The organism is Rhizobium chutanense (genome assembly GCF_002531935.1).
Classification (GTDB): Bacteria; Pseudomonadota; Alphaproteobacteria; order Rhizobiales; family Rhizobiaceae; genus Rhizobium; species Rhizobium chutanense.
In genome coordinates, this window is the sequence record NZ_NWSV01000002.1 from 303,163 (window position 1) to 327,510 (window position 24,348).

A 24,348-nucleotide genomic window follows, 5' to 3' on the forward strand; every position below is an offset into this window, starting at 1 on the left:
CTATCCGGTCGCTGTGATAAGCCGCTGTATTTTCAGCATATCGTCTCGAAATCGTGCGAGTTCCTCCGCCTTCAATCGCTCGTCGGGAATCCGCAGCAGATAGGACGGATGCACTGTCACGAACAGCCTCCGCCCACCTTCGATTGCCATCGCCTGCCCCCTGATATCCTGGAGACGCTGCTTCGCATCGGTCAGCGCGGCAAGCGCCGTCGCTCCCATGGCTACAATCAGCTTGGGTTTGACCAGTTTTATTTCCAGATCGAGCCACCAGCGGCAATGCTTCACCTCGCCCATGTTGGGCTTCTGGTGGATGCGGCGCTTGCCGCGCGGCTCATATTTGAAATGCTTGACGGCATTGGTGACATAGAGCCTTGAGCGGTCGATACCCGCCTCCGCTATCACCTGGTCGAGCAACCGGCCGGCCGGACCGACGAAGGGGCGGCCGGCAATATCCTCCTGGTCGCCCGGCTGCTCGCCGACAAACATCACCTCCGCATCGTCCGGCCCCTCCCCGAACACGGTCTGCGTGGCCTTCTCATGCAGCGGACAACGGGTGCAGACGGCAGCTTCGCTGCTGAGGGCTTCCAGCGTGCCGGCCAAAGCCTCGGGCTCTGCGGGATGGTTGCGCGCCGCCGCCTGCAGCCGGTCGTGAAAGGGCAGCGATTGCGTCGCCTCGCGCGCCGCCATCTCCCGCACCTTGCTCTCGGCCGACGCAATCAGCCCGGGGATGAGATCGGCTTCCGGCAGGTTCTTCCAGTATTTCTTCGGCATCTCCGCCTGCATCGCCTTCACCTTCAATCGCGCCGGATTGAAGATGTTGGCGTAGTAGGTACGCCAGAGTTCGTCCGCGGCGTCGCTCAGATTGGGCTTCTCGCACGGTTCGTCTCTCATCGTCAGCCGCTCCCCGTCCCAAGCGGCCGAGCCCTTGGGCGTTGCGATCAGCCAGTCCATGTCGGTGAAGCGCCGCTGGAAGAAGGGCGCCGTGCGCCTGACGATATGGTGGTCCGGCTCGAACCAGGCGATGAATTTTCGCCGACCCTCCGGCTCCGCACCAACTTCCTTGAAACGTACGAAGGCCGTCATCTTGTGCGCATCGCGCCGGACATTTTTCGCCATCAGCCGGACACGCACCACATCCTCGTCGGAGGCCGCTTCGAGCAGCTGCCGGTCCAGCTGCAGCCGCCAGAGCAGGCGGTAAAGCAGCGAGAACCGCGCCGGATCGGAATGGCAAAGAACCGTCTCGGCAAGCTCGATGAAGGCCGGCGGCACCGTCATCGGCTTGCGTGTCGCCGCAGGCTCCGGCGGCATGGCGTCGCGCTGAAATGAAAGATCCGCCTCAGCACTTTTTTCGCGCCAGTCGATCTCCTCAGGCAGGATGCCGGCGGCCGCAAAAGCGCGCGCGGCATCGCGCCACTCGCCAAGATCGCCCCGTCCTGCAAGCACGACCCGGCGCATCACAGCAACGACATTTGTTCAGGTTGCGGCTCGAACATGGCGCGAAGGTCCGCGCGGTCGATCAGCCGGCGCGGCGACCAGCCTTCTGCCGAGATGAAGGATTGAACCTTCTTGATCGAAACGCCGAGCCGCGAGAGATCGTCGAGCCGGAGCCGACGAAAGCGGCGGGCCGAAACGATTGCCTTCACCGTCTTGGTACCGAGCCCGGGTACGCGCAGCAATCGCTCGCGTTCGGCTTTATTGATATCGACGGGAAATTCGCCCCGATTGGCGAGCGCCCAGGCGAGTTTCGGATCGAGATTGAGATCGAGCATGCCGCCCGCCTGGTTGGCCGTGATCTCGTCGATGCCGAAACCGTAGAAGCGATAGAGCCAGTCGGCCTGGTAAAGCCGATGCTCGCGCATCAGCGGCGGCTTGATCAGCGGCAGGTTTTTCGACGAATCCGGGATCGGGCTGAAGGCGGAATAATAGACGCGCTTCAGGCCATAGCTGCTGTAGAGCCGGCCGCTGCTCGCAAGGATAGTCGCGTCACTCGCCCCGTCCGCCCCGACGATCATCTGCGTGCTCTGGCCGGCCGGAACGAAACGCTGGCGTTTCTTCGTCTTAAGCGTCGGTTCGCCCGCCGCCTCGATCTTCAGCCTGAGATCGCCCATCGATCGCCTTATATTGGCGGGTTTCTTCTCCGGTGCGAAGCGGGTGATGCCGCTGTCGGTCGGCAACTCGATATTGAGCGACAGCCTGTCGGCATGAAGTCCCGCCTCCTCGATCAAATGCGGCGATGCTTCGGGGATCGCTTTCAGATGGATATAACCGCGAAAATGATGGGTTACACGCAATTCACGGACGATACGGACCATCTCCTCCATCGTGTAATCGGACGAACGAATGATGCCGGAGGAAAGGAACAGGCCTTCGATATAGTTGCGGCGGTAGAATTCCAGCGTCAGCCAGACGACCTCCTCCGCCGTGAAACGTGCCCGCTCGACATTGCTCGACGAGCGATTGACGCAATAGGCGCAGTCATAGATGCAGAAATTGGTGAGCAGTATCTTCAGAAGCGAAATGCACCGCCCATCCGGAGCATAGGCATGGCAAATACCGGATCCCTCGGTCGAACCCAGTCCTCCGCTTGCGCTCGAATCGCGTCTCACCGTGCCACTGGAGGCGCAGGAAGCGTCATATTTCGCGGCGTCGGAAAGAATGGCCAAGCGTTCGGCAAGCGACTTCTTCATTCTTGTGTTCACTATATGTTCTAATGCGCCCAGTCAACCGAAACCATCCCGCCGCTGCCCATTTCGCCCGATGCCGCAGTGGGTTGTATTTCACCTATGCGAATTTTCTGGAAATCGGCCTTGCCGATCTGCTATAAGCACTTAACTAGAATTGTGGCACGGTTCCGAAGCTCCCCTTCGGGACCTGTTTTCTTTTGTGTGGGCGCCTGATTGCGCAAACACAAGGAGTGAAGGACAAAAAAATGGTTGAAAAGGTACCGATGACACAGGGTGGTTTCGTCAAGCTGCAGGAAGAGCTGCGCTGGCGTCAGCAGGAGGAGCGCCCCCGAATCATCGAGGCGATCGCCGAGGCCCGTGCTCATGGCGACCTTTCCGAAAACGCCGAATATCACGCCGCCAAGGAAGCCCAGAGCCACAATGAAGGCCGCATCAGCGAGCTGGAAGACCTGACGGCGCGCGCCGAGGTTATCGACCTCACCAAGATGTCCGGCGACAAGATCAAGTTCGGCGCCAAGGTGAAACTCGTCGACGAGGACACCGAGGAAGAAAAGACCTACCAGATCGTCGGCGACCAGGAAGCCGACGTCAAGGCCGGCCGCATCTCGATCTCCTCCCCGATCGCCCGCGCGCTGATCGGCAAGGAAGTCGGCGATTCCATCGAGGTCAATGCGCCGGGCGGCTCGAAGGCCTATGAAATTCTCCAGGTGACCTGGGGCTGATCGCCCGCCAGACGCGAGACCCCATCCCTTGCCGGATATTCGTGACGTCGAGATCATCGCGCCCAATTTCAAGCGCCGGCTCTCCGGCGTCACGTCGACCATCGTCCAGCTCATCCCATGCCAGATCCGCCTCGGTTTCAGGATCGCGACACTCGGCCCCGGCCTGCCGGAAGGCCTGCCGAAGCTGAAGTGGCGCCAGCTCGCCGGCCTCTGGCGCCCGCCGGCGCGCCGGCGCCAGCGCGTCTGGCACGCACGCCGCAACAATGAGATGGCCGTCGGCATCCTGCTTCGCCATGTCCTGCGCATGCCGCTGAAACTGCTCTTCACCTCGGCCGCGCAACGCCGCCACACCGCCTACACAAAATGGCTGATCCGCCGCATGGACGCGGTGATCGCAACCAGCGACCGGTCCGGCTCCTTCCTTGAGATGCCCCACACGGTCATCCAGCACGGCGTCGACCTTTCACTGTTCCATCCGCCGGAAACGGCAGAGGACGGCATTGCCGCCACCGGCCTGCCCGGACGCTATCTCGTCGGCTGCTTCGGCCGCGTGCGCCATCAGAAAGGCACTGACCTCTTCGTCCAGGCGATGATCGAGCTGCTGCCGAAGCACCCGGAATGGACGGCTGTTGTTTCCGGCCGGGTGACCGCGGAGCACACCGCCTTCGGCGACAAGCTCAAGGCCGATGTCGCCGCCGCCGGCCTCGGCGATCGCATCCTCTTCCTTGGCGAAGTGCCTGACATCAAGGTCTGGTACCGCCGCCTGACGCTTTACGTCGCGCCCTCTCGCAACGAAGGCTTCGGCCTGACGCCGCTCGAAGCCATGGCCTCACGGACGGCGGTGGTGGCATCGGATGCGGGCGCCTATGCCGAACTGATCGCCGAGGGCGAGGCCGGCTCGGTCGTCGCCGCCGGCGACGGTGAGGCGCTGACCCGCGCCATCGCCCCCTATATCGCAGATCCCGCATTGGCGATCGCCCGTGGCGAGAACGCGCTGCGGCATGTCAGGGCGAATTTTGCGCTGGAAAAAGAAGCAAACGCGATCGGCGCCGTTTATACCAGACTTCTCGGCGACAACCGCGGCTGAAGCCGAAAAAGAAACGGCCGGTTGGACCACGGAAATAGCCGCGCCAACCCCTCCTCCGTCATGCTCGGGCTTGTCCCGAGCATCTGCCTTCGGTCGATAGGGCAGCAGATCCTCGGCACAAGTGTAAAGCCCGGATACATACCTGACAGATGTTCGGAGACATGCCTGACACTTTCGAGATGATTTTTCGGGAGGTCGGCATGGTTTGGCGGTCGAGGTCAGTTGTGGATGAGCGATTGGAATTCTGCCGGTTGGCGGGGCTTGAGGGTGCGAACGTCTCTGCGCTTTGCCAGCGCTTCGGCATCAGCCGGCAAACGGGCTATGTCTGGCTGCAGCGCCTGCAGGCGGGCGAGCCCGTAGAGGACCGCTCCCGCCGGCCGCATGCGAGCCCGCGGCGCACCGCAGCCGATCTCGAAGGCGCGGTGCTTGATATACGCGACGAACATCCGGCCTGGGGAGCGCGCAAGATCGCCCGCCGGCTGCAGGATCTCGGGACCGCGCCGCCGTCAGCCTCCACTGTCCATGCCATACTGGTGCGTCACGACCGTATCGGGCCGCAGATGGGCGGGCAGCCGGCGCTCGGCCGCTTCGAGCGCGAGGCGCCCAACCTGCTATGGCAGATGGACTTCAAGGGTCGCACGCAGCTCGTCTCGGGCCTCTGGTGCCATCCGCTGACTGTCATCGACGACCATTCCCGCTTCGCCGTCGGGCTCGAAGCCTGCGCCGACGAGCGCCTGCAGACCGTCCGCGGCCGGCTGGAGACGATCCTGCGCCGCCACGGCCTGCCGATGGCCATCTATACCGACAACGGCAATCCATGGGGCACCGGCGTGCCCAACCAATGGACAAGGTTGCGCGTCTGGCTGCTCAAGCTCGGCATCGACCTCATCCATGCCAGGCCCTACCACCCCCAGGGCCGCGGTAAGAACGAACGCTTCCACCGCAGCCTCAAGGCGGAGGTCTTCGACTTCGCCGCACTCGCCAGCCACGCCCAGGCGCAACAAGCCTTCGACCGCTGGCGTGACATCTACAACCACTACCGTCCCCACCAGGGCATCGACATGGCCGTACCGGCCAGCCGCTACCGGCCTTCACCGCGCCCCTTCCCCGACCGCCTGCCCGAACCAGACTATAACAGCGGCGAAATCGTGCGCCGCGTTGGAACAACCAAGGGCTATGTCAGCTTCAAGGGACGGGCCTGGCGCGTGCCCAACGCCTTCAAAACCGAATGCCTCGCTATCCGCCCGCTCCAGCAAGACGGTCTCTACGGCGTCTTCTTTGGCGCAACCCAGGTCGCAAAAATCGACCTCAAAAGCCAGGACTAAGTGTCAGGCATGTCTCCGAACATCTGTCAGGTATGTATCCGGGCTATACAACAAGGCCGAGGATGACGAAAGTGGAGAGCTAACAAGCGAACGGCCCGTCGGATGACGGGCCGCTGCAATATCCAGGGATGACGAATTATCAGGCCGGTTATTCCGCCGGCTGAAGCCCGGCAGCCGGAGCGCCCTCTTCTGCCTGGCCGCCCAGCGCTCTAGCAAGCTGGGCCGTATCAAGCTCGTTTTCCCAGCGGGCCACGACGATCGTTGCGACCGCGTTGCCGACGAGATTGGTCAGCGCCCGGCATTCCGACATGAAACGGTCAATGCCGAGGATGAGCGCCATGCCGGCGACCGGCACGGAGGGCACGACGGAGAGCGTTGCGGCAAGCGTGATGAAGCCGGCGCCGGTGATACCTGCGGCACCCTTGGAGCTCAGCATCGCCACCAGGAGCAGCAGGATCTGGTCACCCCAGGAGAGGTTGATGCCGGTTGCCTGGGCAATGAAGAGGGCAGCCAGCGTCATGTAGATGTTGGTGCCGTCGAGATTGAAGGAATAGCCCGTGGGGATGACGAGACCGACGACCGAGCGCTTGCAGCCGGCCTTTTCCATCTTGTTCATTAGGCCCGGAAGCGCGGCTTCCGAAGACGAGGTGCCAAGGACCAGCAGCAGTTCTTCCTTGATGTAGCGCAGCAGCGCCAGGATCGAGAAGCCGTTGTAGCGGGCGACGGCGCCGAGAACGACCAGAACGAATAGCAGCGAGGTGATGTAGAAGGTGCCGATCAGCATGGCGAGATTGGCGATCGAGCCGATGCCGTACTTGCCGATGGTGAAGGCCATGGCGCCGAAAGCGCCGATCGGGGCGGCCTTCATCAGGATGGCCACCAGCTTGAAGACCGGAGCCGTCAGGGCATTGAGGAAGCCGACGACCTGCTCGCCCTTTTCGCCGACCATGGCAAGCGCGATGCCGAACAGCACCGAGAAGAACAGCACCTGCAGAATGTCGCCATCGGCAAAGGCGCCGACAATCGTCGTCGGGATGATGTTGGTGAGGAAACCGACGATGCTCTGCTCATGCGCCTTCGAGGCATAGGTGGCGACGGCGGTGGGATCGAGCGAAGCCGGATCGATGTTCATGCCGGCGCCGGGCTGGACGACATTGGCGACGATCATGCCGATGACGAGCGCCAGCGTCGAGAAGGTCAGGAAGTAAAGCATCGCCTTGCCGGCGACGCGGCCGACCTTTTTCAGGTCGCTCATGCCGGCAATGCCGGTCGCAACCGTCAGGAAGATGACCGGTGCAATGATCATCTTGACGAGCTTGATGAAGGCATCGCCAAGCGGCTTCAATTGCGCCCCGAGTTCGGGGTAGAAATGGCCGAGCAGGATGCCGGCGGCGATGGCCGCGAGAACCTGAACGTAAAGATGGGAATAAAAGGGCTTCTTGCCCTTGCTGTCTGCGACTGCATCGAATGGTGCTGCGATCATGATGTCCTCCTAAAGGCTCGTCCGGAACGAACTCCGGCCTCCCGAGCCGTTCGCTTCAAGTCCAACAGCTCAGCCGTTGTTGCCATCTCCTTCGCAATCACCGTGCCAGTTTTGGAAATAAAATTAAATAATTGATTTTACTATATAAAATTTATCAAAGTCGCCGACGACCCGTTGAACTATGCGGAAATCCGCACAAATCCATTTGCATCCCGTGCAGAAAAATGCACAATCCGCCATGTCCTTGTCCCTGTCGCCGCTGTGGTCTTCCCTGCCCCTGCAACACCGCATCCGCCGGATGTGGTGGGCCTTTGCAGCGATCGCACTTGTCGCCGTCGTCGCGAGCCTGTGGGCCGGCGGCGAGATTGGCCGGTACCGGGCCGAGACCGCCCTCGAAGAACAGGCGCGCACGGATGCAAGGCTGAATGCGGCATTGCTGCGCACGGTTCTCGAAAAATACCGGGCGCTTCCCTTCGTGCTGTCGCAGGACGCTGCACTCGCAGCAGCGCTGACGGGAAACGATGCCGCCACGTTCGAGCAGCTCAGCCGGAAGCTGGAAATGTTGGCAGCGGGCACGAAGGCTGCCGTCATCTATGTCATCGACAAGGACGGCATGGCGGTTTCGGCCAGCAACTGGCGCGAACCCACGAGCTTCGTCGGCAATGACTATCGCTTCCGCGAATATTTTCAGGGGGCGGTCGCGATGGGACAGGCCGAGCACTTCGCGCTCGGCACCGTCAGCAAGAAACCCGGCCTCTATATATCCGAGCGGATATCAGGCGGCAGCGGGCTCCTCGGCGTCGTCGTGGTCAAGGTGGAATTCGACGACGTCGAGGCGGATTGGAATGCCTCGGACGCGCCGTCCTACGTGATTGACGATCGCGGCATCGTCCTCATTACCAGCGTCCCGTCGTGGCGGTTCATGACGATCGGCCGGATCGCCGACGATCGGTTGACGGCGATCCGCGAAAGCCTGCAGTTCGGCGATGCGCCGCTGCAGCCGTTGCCGCTCGATACCATCCGAAGCCTCGGCGACAGGCTCGACGTCGTCGAGATCGTCATGCCGGGCGGCGCCGGGAAAACCAGGTTCCTCGATGTCGCAATGCCGGTTCCCGCCACTGCATGGCATTTGCAGCATCTGGTGGCGCTGGGGCCGTCGGTCGATGCGGGCATTCGCGAAGCCCGGATGCTGGCATTGCTGATGCTCCTGCCGCTGCTGTCGGGCACAGCGTTCCTGTTGCGCCGCCGCCAGGCGATCACCCTCAAAATTTTCAGGGAACAGCAGGCTCGGGAGGAACTGGAACGGCGGGTCGTCGAGCGGACCCAGGATCTCAGCCAGGCGCGCGACCGATTGCAGGCCGAAATCACAGACCACAGGAGCACGGAGCAGAAGCTGCAGGCGGTACAGCAGGATCTGGTGCAGGCGAACCGCCTGGCCATTCTCGGTCAGGTGGCGGCCGGTGTCGCCCACGAGATCAATCAGCCGGTGGCAACCATCCGCGCCTATGCGGATAACGCCCGCACCTTCCTCGATCGCGGTCAGACGGCGCCCGCAGGCGAAAATCTCGAAAGCATCGCGGCGCTGACGGAGCGCATAGGCTCGATCACCGAGGAGCTGAAGACCTTTGCCCGCAAAGGCCGCGGCAACGCCGAACCGACGGGATTGAAGGACGTCATCGAGGGTGCGGTGATGCTGTTGCGCAGCCGCTTTGCCGGCCGCATGGATACGCTCGACATCGACCTGCCGGCTGCCGAGCTGCAGGTGATGGGAAACCGGATCCGTCTCGAGCAAGTGCTTATCAACCTGCTTCAGAACGCGCTCGAGGCGGTGGCGCCGAAAGCCGAAGAAGGTCGCGTCGAGATCAGGACATCAACCGATGCAGGCATGGTAACGGTGACGGTCGCCGACAACGGCCCCGGTATTTCGCCCGATATCCGCAAAGGCCTGTTCACGCCGTTCAACACCTCGAAGGAAAGCGGTCTCGGCCTGGGATTGGTCATCTCCAAGGATATCGTCGGCGATTACGGCGGGCGGATGGAGGTGGAGAGCGATGGCAGCGGAACCCGCTTCATGGTTCATCTGAGGAAGGCTTGAGATCATGGCCACACCGTTGCCCGTTGCGCTGATCGACGACGACAGGGATTTGCGCCGCGCCACCGCCCAGACGCTCGAACTCGCCGGATTTTCCGTTTCCGCCTATGACGGCGCGAAAGCCGCTCTGGCCGACCTGCCGGCGGACTTTGCCGGCCCCGTGGTCACCGATATCCGCATGCCCGAGATCGACGGGCTGCAGCTCTTCGCCACGCTGCAGGGCATGGACGCCGACCTGCCGGTGATCCTGATGACCGGCCACGGCGATATTCCGATGGCCGTTCAGGCGATCCAGGACGGCGCCTATGATTTCATCGCCAAGCCCTTCCCGTCCGACCGGCTGGTGCAGAGCGTGCGCCGCGCCAGCGAAAAGCGCCGGCTCGTTCTGGAAAACCGCATGCTGCGGAAAGCGGCCGAAGATGCGCAGGAGAATTCGCCGCTGATCGGCCAGACGCCCGTGATGGAAAACCTGAGAAACATTCTTCGCCACATTGCCGATACCGATGTGGATGTGCTGGTCGCCGGCGAAACCGGCAGCGGCAAGGAAGTGGTCGCCCAGATCCTGCATCAATGGAGCCACCGCCGGAAGGGCAATTTCGTCGCGTTGAACTGCGGGGCGCTCCCCGAAACCGTCATCGAAAGCGAGCTGTTCGGCCATGAGGCGGGCGCTTTTACCGGCGCCCAGAAGCGCCGCACCGGCCGCATCGAACATGCAAGCGGCGGCACGTTGTTCCTCGACGAGATCGAAAGCATGCCGGTCGCCACCCAGGTCAAGATGCTGAGGGTGCTGGAGATGCGCGAAATCACCCCGCTCGGCACCAATGAAGTCCGCCCGGTCGATCTTCGTGTCGTCGCCGCCGCCAAGATCGACCTCGGGGATCCCGATCTGCGCGGTGATTTTCGTGAGGATCTCTATTACCGGCTGAATGTGGTGACGATCTCCATTCCGCCGCTCAGAGAACGGCGCGACGATATTCCACTGCTGTTCTCCCACTTCGCCGCCCGCGCCGCCGAGCGTTTTCGCCGCGATATCCCGCAGCTCTCAGAGAATATTCGCCGCCATCTCGCCACCCATGCATGGCCGGGCAATGTCCGCGAGCTCTCCCACTATGCCGAACGCGTGGTGCTGGGCGTCGAAGGCGGCGGAGCGGCGGCGGTGCCTGCGCAGCCGACGGGCGCCACGCTGCCCGAACGGCTCGAACGCTACGAGGCGGAGATCATCCGCGATGCGCTCGCGGCCAATGACGGCGACGTGCGCCGCACCATCGAAGCGCTCGGCATTCCGAGAAAGACCTTTTACGACAAGCTCCAGCGCCACGGCATCAACCGCGGCGGCTATGCGCGCAAGTAAGCCGCTTCAGACTTCCACCAGTCCGAGCTTCTTCACCTGCCGGATCGTCAGCATGGTGCGCACGGTGTCGACATGTTCGTTCGCCGTCAAAATCTCGATGACGAAATCCTGGAAATGGGTGAGATTTTCAGCCACGCAATGCAGCAGGAAATCGCTGTCGCCGGAGACCATCCAGGCCTGGCGCACCAGCGGCCATTCGGCTGTGGCGGCTGCAAATGCCTTGAGATTGCCTTCCGACTGGTGCTTGAGGCCGACCATGCAGAAAGCGACCAGATCGAAGCCGAGCCTCGGGCTGTTCAGCATTGCGTGGTAGCCCTCGATGATGCCGGCTTCCTCAAGCTTGCGCACTCGGCGCAGGCAGGGCGGCGCCGAGATGCCGACGCGATCGGCGAGCTCCACATTGGTCATGCGGCCATCGGCCTGCAATTCCCGGAGTATCTTTATGTCGATGACGTCGAGCTCGGCGCGACCCACATCATTGCCTTTCTTTAATTCTCCGCGGGGAGCTTCTATATAAAGCGGCGGAATACGCAAGAATGTTTCACGCCGATGACGGATTCTTGCACATCCGGGCGATTTGCCTTGTTGGTAACGCAAGGCTGCCCTTGAATAAAAGCATTGGACGTTCATAAATGGCGCATGGACCGCGAAACGGCCGTAATCTCCATCTAGCCGCCGCCCTCCTGCCCAGTCGAAAGGAAATGACATGCCTGCCCGCCACACCAAGGTGCTCATCATCGGTTCCGGACCAGCAGGCTATACCGCCGCAGTCTATGCCGCGCGCGCCATGCTGAAGCCGGTTCTGATCGCCGGTCTCGAACAGGGCGGCCAGCTGATGATCACCACCGACGTCGAGAACTATCCGGGCTTTGCCGATCCGATTCAGGGGCCCTGGCTGATGGAGCAGATGCTGCAGCAGGCAAAACATGTCGGCGCCGAGATCGTCAACGACCTCGTCACCGAAGTCGACATGAACCAGCGCCCCTTCGTCGCCCGCACCGACAGCGGCCAGGTCTGGACTGCAGATACGCTGATCATCGCCACCGGCGCCAAGGCCAAGTGGCTCGGCATCGAGAGCGAACAGCATTTCCAGGGCTTCGGCGTTTCGGCCTGCGCCACCTGCGACGGTTTCTTCTATCGCAACAAGGATGTGATCGTGGTCGGCGGCGGCAACAGCGCCGTCGAGGAAGCGCTCTATCTCTCCAATATTGCGAAATCGGTCACATTGGTGCACCGCCGCGATTCTTTCCGGGCAGAGAAGATCCTGCAGGAACGCCTGTTCTCCAAGGAGAACGTCAAGGTGGTGTGGAACACCGAAGTCGCCGAGATCACCGGTACGCCGGCAAAGCCCCCGATGCCGCCGTCCGTTTCCGGCGCGCGCCTGCGTGACGTGCGCACCGGCGCGATCACGGAAGTGCCGGTCGACGGCGTCTTCGTTGCGATCGGCCATGCGCCGGCCACCGAGCTTTTCAAGGACAAACTGAAGCTGAAGGACAACGGCTACCTCTGGACCGCACCGGATTCGACCGCGACCAGCCTGGAGGGGGTCTATGCCGCGGGCGACGTGACCGACGATACGTTCCGCCAGGCGATCACGGCCGCCGGCCTGGGATGCATGGCCGCCCTTGAAGCCGAGCGATATCTGACGGGGCACATGCCTGTCGCCGTGGCAGCGGAGTAAGATCGGCATGAGGGGTGGGGGAATGCCATTGGATTGGGACAAGCTGCGTATTTTTCACGCAGCTGCCGAGGCGGGTTCGTTCACGCATGCGGCGGATAAACTGCATTTGTCCCAATCCGCTATCAGCCGCCAGGTCAGCGCGCTGGAGCAGGATGTCGGCACCAAGCTGTTTCACCGCCATGCGCGCGGCCTGATCCTGACGGAACAGGGCGAGCTGCTTTACCGCACCGCCCATGACGTGCTGCTGAAGCTCGAAACCGTGAAGATGCAGCTCACCGAGACGAATGAGACGCCGTCCGGCAAGCTGCGCGTGACGACGACGGTCGGTCTCGGCCAGGGCTGGCTGACCGACAAGATCCAGGAATTCCTGCAGCTTTATCCCGATGTGCAGATCCAGCTCATCCTCGACAACGAGGAAGTGGATGTGAACATGCGCCATGCCGACTGCGCAATCCGTCTGCGCCAGCCACAGCAATCCGACCTCATCCAGCGCAAGCTCTTCACCGTGCACATGCACGTCTATGCGGCCCCCTCCTACATCAATCGCCATGGCGAGCCGCAGAAGATCGAAGATCTCGACAATCACCGCATCATCACCTTCGGCGAGCCGGCGCCGAGCTACCTGCTCGACGTCAACTGGCTCGAAGTCGCCGGCCGCTCGTCCGACAACAAGCGGATCCCGCATCTGCAGATCAACAGCCAGACCTCGATCAAGCGCGCCTGCCTGCTCGGAATCGGCGTCGCATGCCTGCCCGATTATATCGTCGGCCGCGACCCCGGCCTGATTCAGCTGGCAATCAATGCCGACGTCCCCTCTTTCGACACCTATTTCTGCTATCCTGATGAAATCAAGAACGCCGCCAAGCTGAAAGCCTTCCGCGATTTCATCGTCAGCAAGGCCAGAAACTGGAACTTTTAAGCCCTGAATTGTCGACGTTTTGCATACTATGCAGAAAGCGCATGACTGGCATGCGCAAATAAGGGTTGCCGTTTGCCCAATAAACCACCATATCGCACATAGCTGATGCACATGGTGGCTTTTCCTCCCAGTTCCACCGCATTAGCTGTTCCCCTCTGGAGGTTTTTGACCTTCACACTTATAAGGGCCCTGGTTTTCCAGTGGCCCTCTTTTTTTGCCTTGCCCCCTCAGGAAAATACCGCACCGCAAAAAAATTGTGCGGCGCATAGCAGACATGCACAAAAAAGCATTGAAACCTGCCTAGGGAAGCACCATATCTCTCTCAGCTGATGCATCTTGTGGTTTCTCTCCCAGTACCACCGCATTAGCTGTTCCCCTCTGGAGGTTTTTGACCTTCACAATTACAAGGGCCCTGGTTTTCCGGTGGCCCTCTTTTTTTGCCCAAATTTTGCTCATTCGATAAAATTCGCCGCCTCACGCCTCCGTGATTTGCATATCGAAGTCCGACGATCAATATATCGACCAGACACGATTTATAATTCGGCGAACAACGATGGACAAAGACGAGATCATCAAGGCACTCGGTCACCCCACCCGGATGGACATTCTGAGCTGGCTGAAAAATCCCGAGGCACATTTCCCCTCGCAGGAGCACCCCTTCGAGATGGGCGTCTGCGCCAGCCAGTTCGAGCGCTGCGGCCTGTCGCAATCCACTGTCTCGGCCCATTTGGGAACGCTGCATCGCGCCGGCCTCGTCACGACCAAACGCGTTGGCCAATGGATCTTCTACAAGCGCAACGAAGAAACGATCGCTGCATTCCTCAAGCAGCTGGCACAGGATCTCTAATATGCCCCTCGCCCTTTTCGTCCTTGCCTTGAGCTCTTTTGCGATAGGCACAACGGAATTCGTCATCATGGGTCTGCTGCCGGAAGTCGCGGCCGATCTTTCGGCGACCATCCCGCAAGCCGGATGGCTGGTCACCGGCTATGCGCTGGCAGTTGCGATCGGCGCGCCCGTCATGGCCATTTCCACGGCAAAGCTGAAGCGCCGCACCGCCCTGATCGCGCTGATGGCCTTCTTCATCGCCGGCAACCTGCTTTGCGCTCTGGCGAGCGATTACTGGGTGCTGATGATCGCCCGCATCGTGACCGCGCTCTGCCACGGCGCCTTCTTCGGCATCGGCTCGGTCGTCGCCGCCGGACTGGTCGCCGAAGACCGCAAAGCCCGCGCCGTCGCGCTGATGTTTACCGGACTGACACTCGCCAATGTCCTCGGCGTGCCGCTCGGCACCGCGATCGGCCAGGCTTATGGCTGGCGCGCCACCTTCGGCGTCGTCACCGTCATCGGCATCGTCACCATAGCAGGCCTGATCGCCATCCTGCCCAGGGATAAGCAGCAGGAAAACGGCAGCATCCTGCGCGAGATCGCGGCACTGAGGAATGGCGGCCTTTGGCTGGCGCTCTCCACGACCGTCTTCTTCGCCGCCTCGATGTTCGCCCTCTTCACCTATATCGCGCCGCTCTTGCGTGAGGTCACCGGCGTTTCGCCTGAGGGAGTCACCTGGACGCTGTTCCTGATCGGCCTCGGCCTGACCGTCGGCAATCTCGTCGGCGGCAAACTTGCCGATTGGCGCCTCGGCGTCACACTTGCCGGCGTCTTCGCCGCGATCGCCGTCACCTCGCTTGCCTTCAGCTATACGAGCCGCTTCTTCATCCCGGCCGAGATCACCCTCTTCCTCTGGGCGACGTCAAGCTTTGCCGCCGTGCCGGCGCTTCAGGTCGGCGTCGTCGGCTTCGGCAAGGACGCCCCGAATCTTGTCTCCACGATCAATATCGGCGCCTTCAACACCGGCAATGCGCTCGGCGCCTGGGCAGGCGGCCTGGTCATCGATGCCGGCTTCGATCTCACCCGCGTCCCACTCACCGCAGCCCTGATGGCCCTGATCGGCCTCGGTGCTACGGCGCTCACCTATCTCTCCGCCAGGGGCCGGGCCGCCCTCGCCCCTGCCGAGTGATCCTCCCGCAAAAGAAAGGACCATCATGGCCAAGCTTTTCGAACCCACCAAGGTTGGCGACATCGCAGTCAAGAACCGCATCGTCATGGCGCCGCTCACCCGCAACCGCTCGCCGGGCGCGATCCCGAACGACCTCAATGTCGAATACTACCGCCAGCGCGCCACCGCGGGCCTGATCATCACCGAAGCGACCCCGATCACCCATCAGGGCCAGGGTTATGCCAACGTGCCTGGTCTCTATAGCAAGGAAGCGCTCGACGGCTGGAAGCGCGTGACCGATGCCGTTCACACCGCCGGCGGCAAGATCGTCGTCCAGATGTGGCATGTCGGCCGTATCTCGCACACGACGCTGCAGCCGGACGGCGGCAAGCCGGTCTCCTCGACCAACCGCACCGCCAAGTCCAAGACCTATCTGGTCAATGCCGACGGCAGCGGCAGCTTTGCCGATACGTCGGAGCCGCGTGCGCTCGAAACGGCCGAAATTCCCGGCATCATCGATGATTACCGCAAGGCCGCCCGCGCCGCGATCGATGCCGGTTTCGACGGCGTCGAAATCCACGGCGCCAACGGCTACCTGCTCGATCAGTTCATGCGCGACGGCATCAACGACCGAACCGACCGCTATGGCGGCTCGATCGAAAACCGTGCGCGCCTGACTTTCGAGGTCGTCGATGCCGTGGTGAAGGAAATCGGCGCCGGCCGCAGCGCAATCCGCATCTCGCCGGTCACGCCGTCGAACGATAGCTACGATTCCAACCCGCAGGCGACCTTCACCCACGTCGTCGAGAGGCTGGCCAAATACGACCTTGCCTATATCCACATCGTCGAAGGCCAGACCGGCGGCGAGCGCGATTACAAGCAGGGCGACAACCCCTCCTTCGACTATAAGGCGCTGCGCCAAGCCTATGAAAAGGCCGGCGGCAAGGCCAACTGGATGGTCAACAACGGCTATGACCGCGATCTCGCGATCGACGCCGCCGAAAGCGGCCGCGCCGATCTCGTCGCCTTCGGCAAGCCCTTCATCGCCAATCCCGATCTCGTCGAACGGCTGGCGAAGAACCTGCCGCTCAACACGCCCGACCAGTCGACCTTCTACGGCGGCACCGCCAAGGGCTATGTCGACTATCCCACTCTTGAAAAGGTCGCCTGAGTCTTTCGATAGGAACGACGAAATCCCGCCGAAAGGCGGGATTTCTGCATTCAGTATCCCTATATAGAACGCCATGTTCGCTCCCTATCTCGATCGCTGGTCGCTCATTTCGGACGGCGAGCCCATCATCACCCATTCGAGCCGCCTGCTGCCGGTCCTCTGGCAGAAGAGGCCTGCCATGTTGAAGGTCGCCACCGATATCGACGAGCGATATGGCGCGCTGCTGATGCAATGGTGGGACGGCGACGGCGCAGCGCATGTCTATGCCCACGAGGGCGAGGCCGTATTGCTGGAACGGGCAACCGGCAAACGCTCGCTGCTTGCCATGGCGATGGACGGCGAAGATGACGAAGCGAGCCGCATCCTCTGCCGCACCGCGGCACGGCTGCATGCACCGCGCCAAAAACCGATTCCCGATCCCATCCCCCTCAGTCGCTGGTTCCGCGATCTCGAACCGGCCGCCGGCAGATATGGCGGCACGCTTGCCGATTGCTCGGCTGTCGCCAATGCCCTGCTTGCCGATCCGCGCGACCTCGCCGTCCTCCACGGCGACATCCATCACGGCAACATCCTCGATTTCGAGGCGCGCGGCTGGCTGGCGATCGATCCGAAGCGGCTCCATGGCGAGCGCGGCTTCGATTTCGCCAATATCTTCGCCAACGAGGAACTGCCTGTTATCACCGACCCCGCTCGCTTCCGCCGCCAGCTCACCATCGTCTCTGCCGAGGCCCGGCTCGAGCCAAAGCGGCTGCTGCAATGGATCGCCGCCTATTCCGGCCTTTCCGCCGCCTGGTTCCTCGGCGATCCCAAGATCGAGCAGGCCGAGACCGCTTTGACGGTCGCGCGGATCGCGCTGGCCGAGCTTCAGATCTAAACGATTGCCAATTCAAGGCCCCAAATGATGTTCGCACCTCAAGAGAAGATCTCCCTGGCCACGGACTGCTTCCTCTAGAGATTTTCCTTGAGAAGGACCTCGATCCTGATTCTCTCTTGTTCAGCCAGCGGCTCCCGCGCATCGGTGCGAGCCCGCATGATGCGGATTGCACTTCGCACCGCGTGCCCGGGATCTTGTGCAATCACGGCATCGATGCGGTCGTCGCGCAAGGCTTCCTCACTGAACGGCGTACGCTCATGGGCGACCACCGCGAGGTTGACGAGGTCGACTTTTGCAGCGGTTGCCGAAAGCGGAATGCGCGCCTCCGAACTCAGAACATAAACGGCAATGATATCCTTGTTGTTTTCGAGCATGCGCCCGATGATCTCATTCGCGCGCCGTTCGTCCGCATGCGTCTCTATCGAAGGAAGAGCCCTCAGGAACGGGAATCGTTCATTAATTATGGTATCGAAACCGTGCCGGCGTTGGATGCTGTCGAGCGATTGCATCGTCTCTGCGACAACCATCACCTTGCCCGGCTTCCGGCAGGCAAATGTGCCGATCAGCTTTCCGGCGGTCGCCCCAGCCGCAAAATTGTCCACGCCGACGAAATCGGCCGCGGGAAGCTTTTCCTGGCCGGACAGAAACTGCACAACCCTGATGTTTCGTTCGAGCAGTCGCGCCACGGCATCGCGCACCTGGGGCGACTCCGGAGCCATCAAAGCAACCCCGTCGAGCTCTTCCTCACCTATTCCGGCAAGATACTTCGCCACCCCATGCGCGTCGTCGGTGGGGATCTGAACATAATCGATATCGGTGAGATCGCCCTTGAGGGCTTGCCCCAACTCCCTCACCCGCCGCAAAAGCTCGCGAAGATAAAGATCGCCTGACTTGGGCAGGACGAATCTGAACCGATAGCTTTTGTTGCGCGCCAGGCTTACAGCCGCCGGGTTGCGAATAAAGCCAATCCGTTCAATGGCTTCGTGGACGCTATGAACAGCTTTCCTGCTCACGTTCGGGCGGTCGTTCAAGACGCGATCGACGGTCGCGAGGCTGACGCCGGCGGCTTCCGCAAGATCTTTTGCCGTTGGCCGCATAGAGGCTCCTGATGCGATTTGGACGTTCACGTTTCTCTCAAAAAAACAAAAAATGCAAGAATTGAAGTGCGCACCTCAAAATTTGCTTGCACTGAGGTGCGCACCTCAGTTATGAATTGTTTACGGCGGCCTTTACGGCCAGGCCGGAAAGGACAGTCGATAAAACTCAGGTCGCGGCGCGCCCTGCATATGCGCCCTCGCCGCAACAGTTTTTCACTTGCCCCTCTCGATGGAGGTCGGGAGGCTCAACGGGAGGATCCCAGTCATGAAGTCTCTTTTGACGAACTCGGCACTGGCTGCCGGGATGTATATTGCCGTGTCCGCAGGTACGGCTTCGCATGCCCAGGCCGCAGACCTCACGCTCTGCTGGGCGGCATGGGATCCTGCCAACGCGCTGGTTGAACTCAGCAAGGATTTCGAAGCCAAAAGCGGCAACAAGATGCATTACGAATTCGTGCCCTGGCCGAACTTCGCCGACCGCATGCTCAATGAACTGAATTCCGGCGGAAAGCTCTGCGACCTGCTGATCGGCGACAGCCAGTGGATCGGCGGCGCCGCCGAGAACAGCCAGTACGTCAAGCTCAACGATTTCTTCGACAAGGAAGGAATCAAGATGGAGGATTTCATTCCGGCGACCGTCGTCGGATATGCCGAGTGGCCGAAGAACTCGCCAAACTACTGGGCGCTGCCGGCCTTCGGCGACGTGGTCGGATGGACCTACCGCAAGGACTGGTTCTCACGTCCCGAGCTTCAGGCCGAATTCAAGAAGAAATACGGCCGGGATCTCGGGATTCCGAAGACCTGGGACGAACTGACCGACATCGCCCAGTTCTTCCAGGGGCGTGAAATCGACGGCAAGAAGGTCTATGGCGCGGCGATCTACACGGAGCGGGGCTCCGAAGGCATCACCATGGGCGCCATGAATGCGCTCTACAGCTACGGCTTCGAATATCAGAACCCGAAGAAGCCCTACGATCTCGAAGGTTTCGTCAACTCACCGGATGCCGTTGCAGGGCTTGAAGAATACAAAAAGCTCTACGATTGCTGCACGCCACCCGGCCATTCCGACGCCTACATGACCCAGGACGTCGACGCCTATAAATCAGGCCAGGTCGCATTGCAGATGAACTTCACCTTCACCTGGCCGGGGATCAACGCCGATGGCAATGTCGGCGGCGACAAGTCTGGCTACTTCCCCAATCCCGCCGGCCCGAAGGGCGTGCAGTTTGCCCAGCTCGGCGGCCAGGGCATTTCCGTCGTCGCGGCCTCCGACAAACAGCAGGAAGCACTCGACTACATCAAGTGGTTCGGGCAACCCGAAATCCAGCAGAAATGGTGGAAGCTCGGCGGCTATTCGGCGCTCCGGGCGGTCGTGGAAGACTCGAGCTTCGCTTCCAGCCAGCCCTATGCCAAGCCGTTCCTCGATTCCATGGCGATCGTGAAGGACTTCTGGGCCGAACCTGCCTACGCCTCTCTCCTCCAGGCATCGCAGAAACGCTTCCACGACTATGTGGTCGCAAACCAGGGCAGCGCAAAAGATGCTCTCGACGGTCTCGTGAAGGACTGGAAGGACGTCTTCGAGGACGACGGAAAATACTGACGCTTACGCCTGCCTCCTCCCAGCAGTGAGCGTCGCGCAGGGCTAGCCATGTGGACCGAGCCGGCCCTGCACACCACCATTTTCATGCCAAGGAGACGAACATGCTCCATTCACCGATCGATCGGGTCGCCAGCGCGACTCCGCCCGCAATCGCGGCCCGCGTCAGAGGCCTGTCCGATCGCGCCCTCGCCTGGCTCTTCGTAGCACCCTCGATCGTGTTGCTGCTCGCCATCAACATCTTTCCATTGATCTGGACGATCAGGCTCAGTTTCACGAATTTTAGGGTGAACCGGCCCAACGCGCCGATCGAGTTCGTTGGTTTGCGGAACTACATCAACATCCTGACGGATAACGATATTTGGCAGAGCATGCAGGCCACCGCTCATTTCCTGATCTGGACCATCGTGCTGCAGGTGCTGATCGGCTTTTCGCTCTCCTATCTGATCAACAAGAAGTTCCGCGGCAACGATCTTTGGACGACAATCATCGTGCTTCCGATGATGCTGAGCCCGGCGGTCGTCGGCAACTTCTGGACCTTCCTCTACCAGCCGCAAATCGGCCTGTTCAACTACGTGGTCGGCTTCCTCACAGGGAACGACCCTTCCAGCTTCTCGATGATCGCGAGCACCTCGCTGGCGCCGTGGGCCATCGTCATCGTGGACACCTGGATGTGGACGCCCTTCGTGATGTTGATTTGCCTTGCGGGACTGCGCTCCATCCCAGACAGCATCTATGAGGCGGCCGAATGCGACCGTGCCAGCAAGTGGCGACAGTTCTGGACCATCACCATCCCGATGGTGCTGCCCTTCCTGATGCTGGCCGTCCTCTTCCGCGGCATCGAGAATTTCAAGATGTTCGACCTCGTGGTTCAACTGACCGGCGGCGGCCCGGGATCGATCACCGAACTGACTTCGATCAATTTGAAGCGCGCCGCTTTCGAGCAATGGCGAACCGGTTACGCATCCGCCTACGCCGTCATTCTTTTCGTCACCGTCTTTGGCCTTGCGTCGATCTACGTCAAAGCCCTGAACAAGGTGAAACAACGATGAGCAGCTATTCCGTAACCGAACCATCAGGGCGTCAGAAGTGGGTTGCCGGTATTCTGGTCGTCTTCTACGCCGTCGTCACCCTTCTTCCGCTGCTGTGGATCATCGGGACCGGTTTCAAATCCCCCGAGGATGCAATCGCCTACCCGCCCAAAATGGTGTTCCAGCCGACGGTCGAGGGATATGTCAACCTCTTTACGACCCGGACCCGCGTGCCTGAGGATCAACTCAAGGCGCTTGGGGAGCCGACGACCTGGTATGATAAACTTGTCCGTAAAGAGGGCGTTGTCATTACCGGCGCTTCGCGCTTTGCCGAGCGCTTCTATAATTCGGTGATCATCGGATTTGGCTCGACCGTCCTGTGCATCACGCTGGGTACGGCGGCAGCCTATGCCTTCTCGCGGTTCAAGGTGCCCTTGAAGGACGACCTTCTCTTCTTCATTCTTTCGACGCGTATGATGCCGCCGATCGCCGTCGCGATCCCGATCTTCCTGATGTTTCGATCGCTTGGCCTCAGCGATACGCATGCCGGCATGATCCTCCTCTACACCGCCGTCAACCTGTCTCTCTCGGTTTGGCTGCTCAAGGGCTTCATCGACGAAATCCCGATCGAATATGAAGAGGCGGCACTGATCGACGGCTACACGCGCTTCCAGGCCTTCTACAAGGTCGTGCTGCCCCAAGCCGTCACCGGCATCGCATCGACCGCGATCTTCTGCCTGATCTTCGCATGGAACGAGTACGCCTTTGCAGTGCTGCTCACGTCAGGCAATGCCCAGACGGCGCCGCCGTTCATCCCAACGATCATCGGCGTCAGCGGCCAGGACTGGCCCGCCGTCGCCGCCGGCGCCACCATCTTCCTGGTTCCGGTCATGGTCTTCACGATCCTGCTTCGCAAACATCTCCTGCGCGGCATTACCTTCGGAGCGGTACGCAAATGACGACGTTTCTCAATCGGTTATTTCGCCTGCGCCGCGATGCATGGGAAATGGTGGCGTCGATCCTGATCGCGCTCGGCGTCGTCATGCTGATGCAGCCCCTGTCGCTGTCGCTCTACTCCTACTCTTTCATCGTGACGCTTGTGGGCACAGTGATGTTCGTCGTCGTCAGCCATTTCCCGGAGTGACGCATGGCACAGATCAGAATTCAGAATGTGCGCAAGGATTTCGGAGCCTTCAACGCGGTGAAGGCTTCCACCTTCACCGTCGAGGACGGCGAATTCTTCATGCTTCTCGGCCCGTCCGGATGCGGCAAGACGACGACGCTGCGGATGATGGCCGGACTTGAGCTTCCAACCAGCGGTGAAATCTACATCGGCGGCGAAGAGGTGGGGATGAAGAGGGCGAGCGAGCGCGACATCGCGTTCGTTTTCCAGATGTTCGCTCTCTATCCCCACATGAACGTCCGTAAGAACATTTCCTATCCCTTGGTAAGCCAGGGAATGAGAAAGACCGAGGTCAGGGCGCGCGTCGCGGAAGTCGCGAAGATCCTGAAGATCGAGAACATCCTCGATAAGCCGGTCGGCGGCCTTTCCGGCGGCGATCGGCAGCGCGTCGCGCTCGGTCGCGCCATCGTGCGCAATCCGAAGGCCTTCCTCATGGACGAGCCGCTCGGCGCTCTCGACGCCGAGTTCCGCGAACATATGGCGGAAGAATTGCGGGCGCTGCATGATCGCATGGGCGCCACCACCGTCTATGTGACCCATGACCAGATGGAAGCCATGCAGATGGGCGACAAGATCGTGGTGATGAACCATGGGGTCGTGGAGCAATTCGGCAAGCCCCAGCAGATTTACGACTGGCCGGCGACGAAGTTCGTCGCAAAGTTCATCGGCTCGCCACCAATGAATTTTCTCGAATTCGAGGGCTCGATCAAAGCCGGCGGCGACCAGGTCAGCCTCTCCGGAAACGTGGTGAAGGTGCCGGTCTCCCGCGACGAACGTTTCGGCAAACTCGCCTTGGGCGTGAGACCCGAACATATCAGGTTCAGCGACGATTCGGCCTATCGCGGGCGAGTGATTGCCGTCGAATATCTCGGCACGACGCAGATCGTCACGATCGAAACCGCCCACGGTGAGATCAAGGCCCGCACCCCATCCAATCAATCCGCACGCGTCGAGGAACTGATCGGCCTGGACTTCGATTCCAGAAACCTGACGATTTTCGACTCTGCGACCGGAAACGCGCTTGTTTCCGAGGCCAACGAAGGAGTGTTGCGCCGTGGCTGAGGTCATCCTGAAAAACATCACGAAATCCTTCGCCGGCCACCGCGCGCTCGATGACGTCTCGATGATCGTTCCGGACGGGTCGTTCGTGGTCCTTCTCGGGCCGACGGGCGCAGGCAAGACGACGACGTTGCGGATGGTGTCGGGCCTCGACAACCCCGATATCGGCGAGGTCATGATCGGCGGACGGTCGATGCGCGGCCTGACGCCCGCCCAGCGCAATGTTGCGATGGTGTTCCAGCAATATTCGCTCTATCCGCATCTGTCGGTGCGCCAAAATCTCGAATTTCCGCTGAAGTCGCCGTTGCTGAAGACGCCGCAGCGCGTGATCGACGAGAAAGTGAACGCGATTGCGGAAATCCTGCAGATCTCGCACAAGCTCGACAACAAGGCGACCGCGCTATCGGGCGGGGAAATGCAGCGTGTATCGATCGGGCGCGCACTGGTCAGAAATCCGCAGATCTATCTGATGGACGAACCGCTGAGTTCACTCGACGCCAAGCTCCGCGCCGATCTCCGGATCGAGCTGAAGAATATCCAGGCCAAATCCGGTGCGACGCTGCTCTATGTCACTCACGATCAGGTCGAGGCGATGACGATGGCAACCCATGTCGGCGTTCTCCACGAGGGCAGGCTCGTCCAGTTCGGCTCGCCGCGTGACATCTATGAACATCCGGTCAGCATCTACGCCGCAACGCGTCTTGGGCAGCCCCGCATCAATGTCGTTCCCGCGGAGATCTTTCCAGGCGCGCCGGCGAAGGCCAAATCGATCGGCCTGCGGCCGGAGCATATCGATCAGGGCGATGGCCAGGACGCGACGGTTACCCGCGTCGAGCATCTCGGCGATCAGACGCGCCTGCATCTGACGTTCAAGACGTACAATCTGATCACCGTCACCGACGCCCATACCGAACTCAAGGGCGGCGAAACCATCAAGATCCAGCCGAACAAGCCGCTCTATTTCGACGCGGCCGGCATGCGCTTAGTTTAAGGGAGGC

At 61.2% G+C, this 24,348-nt stretch carries 21 protein-coding genes and 1 pseudogene; 17 read left to right on the plus strand and 5 right to left on the minus strand.

Annotation, left to right across the window (positions count from 1 at the left end):
* Both CO666_RS04030 and CO666_RS04035 read right to left on the minus strand, forming a co-directional pair.
* On the minus strand, positions 1 to 1,455 hold the full coding sequence (locus CO666_RS04030) for a UdgX family uracil-DNA binding protein (protein WP_097610848.1): 1,455 nt from the start codon (positions 1,453 to 1,455) through the stop codon (positions 1 to 3).
* On the minus strand, positions 1,455 to 2,687 hold the full coding sequence (locus tag CO666_RS04035; protein ID WP_097610849.1) for a putative DNA modification/repair radical SAM protein: 1,233 nt from the start codon (positions 2,685 to 2,687) through the stop codon (positions 1,455 to 1,457). Before CO666_RS04035 ends, CO666_RS04030 begins: the two co-directional genes overlap by 1 nt.
* A gap of 242 nt (positions 2,688 to 2,929) precedes the next feature.
* On the opposite strand from CO666_RS04035, the gene greA reads away from it, so the two are divergent.
* From greA to CO666_RS04050, 3 genes and pseudogenes are all read left to right on the plus strand, one after another.
* Positions 2,930 to 3,406, plus strand: a complete 477-nt coding sequence (greA, locus tag CO666_RS04040) for a transcription elongation factor GreA (protein WP_085739005.1) — start codon at positions 2,930 to 2,932, stop codon at positions 3,404 to 3,406.
* A 28-nt stretch (positions 3,407 to 3,434) separates the two neighbouring features.
* Complete coding sequence (locus CO666_RS04045) at positions 3,435 to 4,493, plus strand: glycosyltransferase family 4 protein (protein ID WP_097610850.1); 1,059 nt, start codon at positions 3,435 to 3,437, stop codon at positions 4,491 to 4,493.
* Positions 4,494 to 4,693: 200 nt separating this feature from the next.
* Positions 4,694 to 5,901, plus strand: a pseudogene (locus CO666_RS04050) (IS481 family transposase).
* A gap of 65 nt (positions 5,902 to 5,966) precedes the next feature.
* Here the strand turns inward: CO666_RS04050 and CO666_RS04055 are convergent.
* Positions 5,967 to 7,301, minus strand: coding sequence for a dicarboxylate/amino acid:cation symporter (locus CO666_RS04055; protein ID WP_097610851.1), 1,335 nt, complete (start codon positions 7,299 to 7,301; stop codon positions 5,967 to 5,969).
* Positions 7,302 to 7,539: 238 nt separating this feature from the next.
* Between CO666_RS04055 and CO666_RS04060 the strand changes: the two genes are divergently transcribed.
* Together CO666_RS04060 and CO666_RS04065 are read left to right on the plus strand one after the other, a co-directional pair.
* The gene (locus CO666_RS04060) at positions 7,540 to 9,396 is read left to right on the plus strand and encodes a sensor histidine kinase (protein WP_097611029.1); all 1,857 of its coding nucleotides are present in this window, start codon (positions 7,540 to 7,542) and stop codon (positions 9,394 to 9,396) included.
* Positions 9,397 to 9,400: 4 nt separating this feature from the next.
* Entirely contained in the window at positions 9,401 to 10,744 is a 1,344-nt protein-coding gene (locus CO666_RS04065; protein WP_097610852.1) for a sigma-54-dependent transcriptional regulator, read from the plus strand.
* Positions 10,745 to 10,750: 6 nt separating this feature from the next.
* Here the strand turns inward: CO666_RS04065 and CO666_RS04070 are convergent, their stop codons facing one another.
* Positions 10,751 to 11,218 carry an Lrp/AsnC family transcriptional regulator gene (locus CO666_RS04070; RefSeq protein WP_097610853.1) on the minus strand — a complete coding sequence of 156 codons (468 nt, stop codon included), beginning with the start codon at positions 11,216 to 11,218 and terminating at the stop codon, positions 10,751 to 10,753.
* A gap of 232 nt (positions 11,219 to 11,450) precedes the next feature.
* On the opposite strand from CO666_RS04070, the gene trxB reads away from it, so the two are divergent.
* From trxB to CO666_RS04100, 6 genes are all read left to right on the plus strand, one after another.
* Positions 11,451 to 12,425, plus strand: coding sequence for a thioredoxin-disulfide reductase (gene trxB / locus CO666_RS04075; protein WP_097610854.1), 975 nt, complete (start codon positions 11,451 to 11,453; stop codon positions 12,423 to 12,425).
* A gap of 22 nt (positions 12,426 to 12,447) precedes the next feature.
* Complete coding sequence (locus CO666_RS04080; protein ID WP_097610855.1) at positions 12,448 to 13,344, plus strand: LysR family transcriptional regulator VtlR; 897 nt, start codon at positions 12,448 to 12,450, stop codon at positions 13,342 to 13,344.
* A 553-nt stretch (positions 13,345 to 13,897) separates the two neighbouring features.
* Positions 13,898 to 14,191 (plus strand): ArsR/SmtB family transcription factor, encoded by a 294-nt coding sequence (locus CO666_RS04085; RefSeq protein WP_097610856.1) that lies wholly within the window; start codon positions 13,898 to 13,900, stop codon positions 14,189 to 14,191.
* Position 14,192: 1 nt separating this feature from the next.
* Positions 14,193 to 15,359, plus strand: coding sequence for an MFS transporter (locus tag CO666_RS04090; RefSeq protein WP_097610857.1), 1,167 nt, complete (start codon positions 14,193 to 14,195; stop codon positions 15,357 to 15,359).
* A gap of 25 nt (positions 15,360 to 15,384) precedes the next feature.
* Complete coding sequence (locus CO666_RS04095) at positions 15,385 to 16,509, plus strand: alkene reductase (RefSeq protein WP_097610858.1); 1,125 nt, start codon at positions 15,385 to 15,387, stop codon at positions 16,507 to 16,509.
* Positions 16,510 to 16,582: 73 nt separating this feature from the next.
* Positions 16,583 to 17,383, plus strand: a complete 801-nt coding sequence (locus tag CO666_RS04100) for an aminoglycoside phosphotransferase family protein (RefSeq protein WP_097610859.1) — start codon at positions 16,583 to 16,585, stop codon at positions 17,381 to 17,383.
* 74 nt (positions 17,384 to 17,457) lie between these two features.
* Here the strand turns inward: CO666_RS04100 and CO666_RS04105 are convergent, their stop codons facing one another.
* Positions 17,458 to 18,480, minus strand: coding sequence for a LacI family DNA-binding transcriptional regulator (locus CO666_RS04105; protein ID WP_097610860.1), 1,023 nt, complete (start codon positions 18,478 to 18,480; stop codon positions 17,458 to 17,460).
* Between the two features lie 265 nt (positions 18,481 to 18,745).
* Here CO666_RS04105 and CO666_RS04110 point away from each other — a divergent pair, with 265 nt between their 5' ends.
* The 6 genes from CO666_RS04110 to CO666_RS04135 all read left to right on the plus strand — a co-directional run bounded on the left by CO666_RS04110 (position 18,746) and on the right by CO666_RS04135 (position 24,341).
* Positions 18,746 to 20,080 carry an ABC transporter substrate-binding protein gene (locus CO666_RS04110; protein ID WP_097610861.1) on the plus strand — a complete coding sequence of 445 codons (1,335 nt, stop codon included), beginning with the start codon at positions 18,746 to 18,748 and terminating at the stop codon, positions 20,078 to 20,080.
* A 101-nt stretch (positions 20,081 to 20,181) separates the two neighbouring features.
* On the plus strand, positions 20,182 to 21,129 hold the full coding sequence (locus CO666_RS04115; protein WP_097610862.1) for a carbohydrate ABC transporter permease: 948 nt from the start codon (positions 20,182 to 20,184) through the stop codon (positions 21,127 to 21,129).
* Positions 21,126 to 22,067 (plus strand): carbohydrate ABC transporter permease, encoded by a 942-nt coding sequence (locus tag CO666_RS04120; RefSeq protein ID WP_097610863.1) that lies wholly within the window; start codon positions 21,126 to 21,128, stop codon positions 22,065 to 22,067. The genes CO666_RS04115 and CO666_RS04120 overlap by 4 nt, the downstream gene beginning before the upstream one ends.
* Positions 22,064 to 22,252, plus strand: a complete 189-nt coding sequence (locus CO666_RS04125; RefSeq protein WP_097610864.1) for a hypothetical protein — start codon at positions 22,064 to 22,066, stop codon at positions 22,250 to 22,252. Before CO666_RS04120 ends, CO666_RS04125 begins: the two co-directional genes overlap by 4 nt.
* Before the next feature lie 3 nt (positions 22,253 to 22,255).
* Positions 22,256 to 23,353 carry an ABC transporter ATP-binding protein gene (locus CO666_RS04130; RefSeq protein WP_097610865.1) on the plus strand — a complete coding sequence of 366 codons (1,098 nt, stop codon included), beginning with the start codon at positions 22,256 to 22,258 and terminating at the stop codon, positions 23,351 to 23,353.
* Positions 23,346 to 24,341 carry an ABC transporter ATP-binding protein gene (locus tag CO666_RS04135; RefSeq protein ID WP_097610866.1) on the plus strand — a complete coding sequence of 332 codons (996 nt, stop codon included), beginning with the start codon at positions 23,346 to 23,348 and terminating at the stop codon, positions 24,339 to 24,341. Before CO666_RS04130 ends, CO666_RS04135 begins: the two co-directional genes overlap by 8 nt.
* The last annotated feature ends 7 nt before the right edge of the window (positions 24,342 to 24,348 follow it).

Bases quoted from the DNA above. Each gene is read 5' to 3' on its own strand.
- CO666_RS04030 (WP_097610848.1), bottom strand. From the start codon at position 1,455: ATGCGCCGGGTCGTGCTTGCAGGACGGGGCGATCTTGGCGAGTGGCGC.
- CO666_RS04035 (WP_097610849.1), bottom strand. From the start codon at position 2,687: ATGAAGAAGTCGCTTGCCGAACGCTTGGCCATTCTTTCCGACGCCGCG.
- greA (WP_085739005.1), top strand. From the start codon at position 2,930: ATGGTTGAAAAGGTACCGATGACACAGGGTGGTTTCGTCAAGCTGCAG.
- CO666_RS04055 (WP_097610851.1), bottom strand. From the start codon at position 7,301: ATGATCGCAGCACCATTCGATGCAGTCGCAGACAGCAAGGGCAAGAAG.
- CO666_RS04060 (WP_097611029.1), top strand. From the start codon at position 7,540: ATGTCCTTGTCCCTGTCGCCGCTGTGGTCTTCCCTGCCCCTGCAACAC.
- CO666_RS04065 (WP_097610852.1), top strand. From the start codon at position 9,401: ATGGCCACACCGTTGCCCGTTGCGCTGATCGACGACGACAGGGATTTG.
- trxB (WP_097610854.1), top strand. From the start codon at position 11,451: ATGCCTGCCCGCCACACCAAGGTGCTCATCATCGGTTCCGGACCAGCA.
- CO666_RS04080 (WP_097610855.1), top strand. From the start codon at position 12,448: ATGCCATTGGATTGGGACAAGCTGCGTATTTTTCACGCAGCTGCCGAG.
- CO666_RS04085 (WP_097610856.1), top strand. From the start codon at position 13,898: ATGGACAAAGACGAGATCATCAAGGCACTCGGTCACCCCACCCGGATG.
- CO666_RS04090 (WP_097610857.1), top strand. From the start codon at position 14,193: ATGCCCCTCGCCCTTTTCGTCCTTGCCTTGAGCTCTTTTGCGATAGGC.
- CO666_RS04095 (WP_097610858.1), top strand. From the start codon at position 15,385: ATGGCCAAGCTTTTCGAACCCACCAAGGTTGGCGACATCGCAGTCAAG.
- CO666_RS04100 (WP_097610859.1), top strand. From the start codon at position 16,583: ATGTTCGCTCCCTATCTCGATCGCTGGTCGCTCATTTCGGACGGCGAG.
- CO666_RS04105 (WP_097610860.1), bottom strand. From the start codon at position 18,480: ATGCGGCCAACGGCAAAAGATCTTGCGGAAGCCGCCGGCGTCAGCCTC.
- CO666_RS04110 (WP_097610861.1), top strand. From the start codon at position 18,746: ATGAAGTCTCTTTTGACGAACTCGGCACTGGCTGCCGGGATGTATATT.
- CO666_RS04115 (WP_097610862.1), top strand. From the start codon at position 20,182: ATGCTCCATTCACCGATCGATCGGGTCGCCAGCGCGACTCCGCCCGCA.
- CO666_RS04120 (WP_097610863.1), top strand. From the start codon at position 21,126: ATGAGCAGCTATTCCGTAACCGAACCATCAGGGCGTCAGAAGTGGGTT.
- CO666_RS04125 (WP_097610864.1), top strand. From the start codon at position 22,064: ATGACGACGTTTCTCAATCGGTTATTTCGCCTGCGCCGCGATGCATGG.
- CO666_RS04130 (WP_097610865.1), top strand. From the start codon at position 22,256: ATGGCACAGATCAGAATTCAGAATGTGCGCAAGGATTTCGGAGCCTTC.